This is a genomic window from Janthinobacterium lividum, from assembly GCF_011601275.1.
Taxonomy (GTDB): domain Bacteria; phylum Pseudomonadota; class Gammaproteobacteria; order Burkholderiales; family Burkholderiaceae_D; genus Janthinobacterium; species Janthinobacterium lividum_E.
Genome location: NZ_JAAOLY010000086.1, coordinates 1 through 260, shown reverse-complemented (window position 1 = coordinate 260; position 260 = coordinate 1). Strand labels below are relative to the sequence as shown.

At 48.5% G+C, this 260-nt stretch carries 1 rRNA gene; it reads left to right on the top strand.

The features are described from left to right. Positions 1-71 (top strand): 23S ribosomal RNA (locus GYK42_RS29000); the annotation flags it as partial. Positions 72-260: the final 189 nt, after the last annotated feature.

Genomic DNA, 260 nt, shown 5'->3' with positions numbered 1-260 from the left:
GATAGGCTGGGTGTGGAAGTGCAGTAATGCATTAAGCTAACCAGTACTAATTGCCCGTACGGCTTGTCCCTATAACCTTAGCAGGTACAGAGGATAAGACGGTACAACGTTGCGTGTGTGTTGATACTACTATTCATTACCCCAATCTTTGCTTCTTCCAGATTCAGGCTTTGTCGCTCCACCGAGGACAAATGCCAGTACAAGTTATGCCTGATGACCATAGCAAGTTGGTCCCACCCCTTCCCATCCCGAACAGGACC